At 52.9% G+C, this 5,241-nt stretch carries 4 protein-coding genes; 1 reads left to right on the forward strand and 3 read right to left on the reverse strand.

What is annotated here, in order from left to right:
- Positions 1-219: 219 nt before the first annotated feature.
- Entirely contained in the window at positions 220-1,095 is an 876-nt protein-coding gene (locus tag AC13C0_RS08340) for a formylglycine-generating enzyme family protein (RefSeq protein WP_482954263.1), read from the forward strand.
- Here AC13C0_RS08340 and AC13C0_RS08345 read toward each other — a convergent pair.
- The 3 genes from AC13C0_RS08345 to AC13C0_RS08355 form a co-directional block, all read right to left on the reverse strand.
- A complete protein-coding gene (locus AC13C0_RS08345; RefSeq protein WP_482954264.1) occupies positions 1,088-3,760 on the reverse strand; it encodes a LysM peptidoglycan-binding domain-containing protein in 2,673 nt (890 codons plus the stop codon). The two genes, AC13C0_RS08340 and AC13C0_RS08345, sit on opposite strands and share 8 nt — an antisense overlap.
- Positions 3,747-4,607, reverse strand: a complete 861-nt coding sequence (locus AC13C0_RS08350; protein ID WP_482954265.1) for a DUF4123 domain-containing protein — start codon at positions 4,605-4,607, stop codon at positions 3,747-3,749. Before AC13C0_RS08350 ends, AC13C0_RS08345 begins: the two co-directional genes overlap by 14 nt.
- A partial coding sequence (locus AC13C0_RS08355) for a bacteriophage T4 gp5 trimerisation domain-containing protein (RefSeq protein WP_482954266.1) occupies positions 4,576-5,241 on the reverse strand: 666 nt, incomplete at its 5' end. The genes AC13C0_RS08350 and AC13C0_RS08355, both read right to left, overlap by 32 nt.

Raw genomic sequence — 5,241 nt, forward strand, 5'->3', positions numbered from 1 at the left:
AATCGATTGGAGCGGGTGATTTGTCTGCTCGGAGGCGAACTCCGGCCAGTTAATAAGAACAGATCTCATGTTCGGGTTAGATGGACGTTTCGGCTGCAGGATTGGGTGGCAATTTGGAGCGTTTATGAAACATCCGGGCTATAGTAATTCTGTTACTTCACGCTAGTTGCTAGAATGGCACCAACACATGGAGTGTTAATCCCAGTGCACGGAGCAAGCATGCGTTACCTCGTTTTTTCTTCCCTCGTTCTTACATCAGCCCTTTCCGGTTGCAGCCTCTATTTCGAATCCCAGGCAAAAGACATGGTCCAGCGACAGATGGATGCCATGGTTTTTGTGGAAGGTGGGGAGTTTATGATGGGGAATCCAGGTGGATGGAGTATTCGCAGCGATACCACCCCAGCACATCGCGTCATTGTTGATGATTTTTACATTCAGAAGTATGAGGTGACACAAGGGGATTTTGGGTTGTTTATGGCGGTTACAGATTACCAACCCTCCGATGATCGCTATGACGATATGAGGAATGAAACGTCTGAGCGCTTTGACGACGAATTACCAGCTGTCGCATCCTGGGTAGATGCAAAAGCCTTTTGCCAATGGCTAGGTAAACGCGCCGACACAGAAGCCCGTCTTCCCACAGAGGCCGAGTGGGAGTTTGCGGCACGTTCTCGAGGGCAAATGCTTCGCTACGCCACCGAGAACGGAGAGGCTATTGAAGATGTCACCATGGCTGCCAAGGTTGAGCATAGCCGGTACGCCCCACCACCCTATGAAGTCGCAATGCCAAACCCGCCCGGCACGTTTCCACCGAATGCGCTGGGATTGTATGACATGTCAGGGAACGTTGGAGAATGGGTCAGCGACAATTATTCACATGACTACTACGAGCAATCTCCGGTCAATAACCCCAGAGGCCCTACAGAGGGACAGAGAGACATATTTGAGGGACTCCCCTACCGAGTCCTCCGAGGCGGCGATTACAATGATTTTCATGGCAACACAACGGTAACCCGCCGCAAAGGATCTCAGACACTCGCTTCCCATAGCCGCGGATTCCGATGTTCCTGGGCCCCGGCACGAAATGTTAACTGAGCAGCCCTGACAACCATTGCTCTGCTCTTTGCGATTGAGAGGAACGCAATAAACGGCGAGCAATCAGTCGCGCATAATTGGCCTTGAGATCATGGAAGCCACCTTTCTTTCCCCCGTTACCTATCCGCTTCAGGATTTCAACCAATTCTCTGTGCCTGGTTATCGTCTCCAGAATCTTCATGCTCGCTTCGTCAGTAATTCCCCGATAAGAATCCTCGAAACTGAGAAAGCCTGAACTGTTTTCCATCAAAATCTCCAAAAGCTCAGCCTTTGCGGGAGGGGTCAGTTTATTGACGTCGTCATTTGAAATAACCGCCTCGGCAACATCGCGGAGTCTCGAGTTAGCTTTCGTCAGATCCGCCCAAAACATTTCAACTCGTTCTGCGCCCTGAGAAACAAGTTCATCAAAATCGGATTTTGTTATAACGGATGCTTTCAATAATAACGTTATCTGCCTGAATGCGCCTTCATCAATCCAATCCAAAAATCTGAAATCACTCTGCTCGAGCGACCATCGGATGAACTTGACTAGCTCCCACATTTGGTCAGCATTCAGCTCACCAGCGATCCCACCACTTCCTCCAGGACCGAGAACCAAACTACCTTTGAAATGAGCTACGAGCTTGCCTTCACTCATTCCGATCTTGTAGTCAAATCCAAACCCAATTCCTGATGAAACCGCGATTTCAGGCTTTATTTCAGCTAGCAATCTGTAGTCAGGGTTCGTCCCTCTTCCTTTACCAGCAACTTCGTCGACTTCCTGATAAGCCGCCTTCCACTTAACCCCAAACCTGGCTTCATTACTCACCGTCGCCCCGGCAAATGCCTCCCCGTTAGTTTCCCCAGAAATACCGACTTGCCCCGGGGCACTTGATACCTTCGCATTGGCTGCAAGAGAGACGCAGGCACCAGCGAAGCCCTGGATCCGGTACTCCGCATCGGCTCTGAAGTAACCACAATGAAGCTTTATCTGATTTCCCTGGTGGTTCTCGTATTCGAGAATAACCTTTGCTCCGGTTTCATCAGGTATTCGTGCCGCAAAGGTCGCCTCACCCTGCAGCAAACTGTACGCACCCTGCATTTGCGTGCCGATGTAGGCCTCGCCCTTCTGGGGATCATAGTTGGCTTCCAGACTGCATTGAGCGGCAAACCGGAACATCTGTGCTTCAGCACTGGCAGCGAAGCGCCCATCTTTGGTCGACGCTTCTTTTTTAAATAATTCGATTTCCAACTGGTTGAAGAAGTTGTCCTCTTTACTCTTCCACTCGGCGAATTTCACCTTGAGCGACCGATTGTTCTTCAGTGAATCTTTGGCCTCGCCCCAGGCTCGCTCAAAGTCGGCGGCGTTCATCACTGCACGAACATCCGAGGCCTTCAATGGCTTCCAGTTACTGCGCAATTGATTCAGAACCTCCTGGCGGGCGTAACGATAACCAGCGCCACCAGTGTGCTTCAGTTCGATCAACGGGCGGGCTTTCATTGAACTGACATTGGGTTTGGCAAGAACATCGACAGCCGAGGGAGGGCTGGTTTCCACCAGGCCTCTGAGGGTCTTCCCAATATCGACGATCAGGTCCCGGCGTTCCTGCTGCTCCTGACGATGCTTCTCAACCTCCTCGTGGTGGATGACATTCCACAGCCGGACGACCCAGGACACTTTCGCCGCATAGTCGCTGACGTAATCCATGTACGGAATAAGTTCACCATCGAGCTCGTTGAGCCGTTTCTGCTTTTCTACGAGAGACTGGATATCGGACTCGGCAATGAAATCAGGCCAGCGGGTATAATTTTTCAGCTCGTCGGCTTCATACCTTAGCTGACGTGCTTCCTGGCTGTCTGCGTCGTCGGCACTCTCCACCATCCGGTACTGAATTTCTGCCTCGAGCGCCGCGCGAAGAAACTTCAGCCTTTCATCTATTGCCGATAGGTCTTGTTTACTGGCGTCGGCGATCAGTTCATGGGCTTCAACCTTGGCTTTCACACCTGGCAGGGTCGCCTCCAGTTCCGCACAAAGCGTTGTGAACACCTTTACCGAAAGCTGGTCCCTTGCATCTGTCAGATTGCGTTGACTGGCCGGAAACAGGATCTGGTTTCGAATCTGGTTGATTTCATACTCAATCCGCTTTGCACGACGGCGCTGATGTTCAAGCCGTTGCCGCTCCCTTTTCCAGCGCGCTTCGTAGTCTCTGAGCAGTTCTTTTGCAGTCGAACTGTGCTCCGGCTTCGGGAGCGCTCCCAACTTTCTGAGTCTGTTCCAGGCTTTTTCCCGGGCGGCAGGTATCTCTGCTTTTGGCCCTTCTTCCGCCGCTTTCAGTTCAATCAATGGCTCGTTAAGCGTTTCAATCTCCCTATGCAGATCTCTTAGCTGAGTTCGGGTAAGCGCATAGAGAACGTCTTCCTCACCAGTGACATGGACAAGCGCTTCGCATTCTATCGAGCACTGGGAACATTCGAGATCATCTTTTGTATCATCATTGGCCGACTGTGCTGGCGGCAAAGCATTCCGGGTTGCGGGGTTATCAGGCACTGTCAGATTCCAGCCGGCCTCTATGTGATTCACATCCTGAATAATCGGGTTCTCAGCCTTGATCTCATCCAGCGAAACCTCGTAACGGGAAGCAATACCTGACAGGGTTTCACCTGACTGAACTTTATGTTGTGGCATCCGTGGACTCCAATATGCTTTCCATAGCGTTCAAACGGTCCGCCGGCGTCATATCCGGCTTGTTCATGATTTCTCGATAATCCAGCCGGCCAAGCAGAGGAGCGCCATTGCGAATTCTCAGTCGCAACCAGCGCTCTTGCAGAGAAGCGGATTCAAAACCAAGACTGTTGGCTTCCTGCAGCTGCTCTAACACCCAGACTCCGGGGTTTTCGCTATAGGGCAGGTAATCCCGGTAGACATTCGTGTAGACCATGGCACGATCTGCCAACCGAAAACCCGGCAATTCCAAGAGTTCTGCCTGAGACAACGAAATACCTTCAGGGGCATCGCCTGTTTCTGTTTGACCGGCAGACCGGTATGCGTACCAGGCGCCACTCTGGCTCCAATAGATCGCCGCTCCTGGGTTCACCATGCTCCGTGATCTTTCCTGGAGTGTTGCCATCAGCGGCCGGAAAGACCTTGGATCGTAAAACCGGAAAAGACGCTCATCCGAATCCGCAAGCGCCAGCAGCCATCCCTGAGCCCACTCAAAAACCTGCTCCGGGCTCTCAGAGGATTCAACGAGGATGCCCAATGGCAATTGGGTCAACCGTTCTTTCAGCTTGTCCCGGAAGTGGCTGTCGCCAGCGAATTCCAGAAATACCGGGCCAGCCTGCCAGGAAGCTTGCCATCGGGTATTTTCCAGAAGACTCCGCCAATGAACAGCGCCCTGTCGATCAGAGTCGTACAGAAATTGCAGAAACCGTTCATCAACCGCGAGGTCGATGACGGCAAAGTCTGCTCGGAAGGGTTCCTGATTTAGCAACTCGAGACGATCAAGCGTGCTGATGTAGTTTGCAGCGTCCATTCTCATCAAACTCGCAAGCGGAAACGACGGGCGCTCCCTGGTTGGCTGATTCCTTCAGCAATATTGAGGGATCTGCTACGACTTGTGGGGCACCCTTCCCCGAAGCCCGCTGGTTGGTTTCAGCCAGCTGCACGGCGTCCCGGCGCCCGGATTCCGCAATAACCCCGAGAGGCAGTTCCGGCGTCTCGCCAGCCGCACCACTCCCGCTCCCCGGCCCACCACCGGAATTCATCCGTACTGAAGGACCAGACACCGTTACCCCACTGGGGTCCACCTTCACAAAACTGCCACCGGCTTTGAGAGTGACTTCGGCGCCAGCTTCGATGACGATCTTGATACCCGCCTTGTGGTGAATTTCGCTGCCGGCTTCGATGAGCTGGCTTTTGCCCTGTTTGCTGTGGTGGCTGCCGTTGACGGTGAGACTGGAATCGCCACTTATGCTTTGGCGATACTCGCCATCAACGGTGACATGGTCGTTACCTTTGGTCTGGCAGAAGCGGTTGTTCTCGACGGTGAGGTGGCTATCGTTCCGGATCACCTCGGTCCGGTTGTTCTCGGTAAGCAAGTCCAGGTCTTTCTGGGCGTGGAGGTAGATCTGCTCCTGGTCGGCTTCGTCTTCAAACCTCAGTTCGTT

Source organism: Marinobacter sp. B-21 (assembly GCF_056857895.1).

What these genes read in the sequence shown, in the direction of transcription:
- AC13C0_RS08350 (WP_482954265.1), bottom strand. Translation starts at nt 4,607, where the DNA reads ATGGACGCTGCAAACTACATCAGCACGCTTGATCGTCTCGAGTTGCTA.
- AC13C0_RS08340 (WP_482954263.1), top strand. Translation starts at nt 220, where the DNA reads ATGCGTTACCTCGTTTTTTCTTCCCTCGTTCTTACATCAGCCCTTTCC.
- AC13C0_RS08345 (WP_482954264.1), bottom strand. Translation starts at nt 3,760, where the DNA reads ATGCCACAACATAAAGTTCAGTCAGGTGAAACCCTGTCAGGTATTGCT.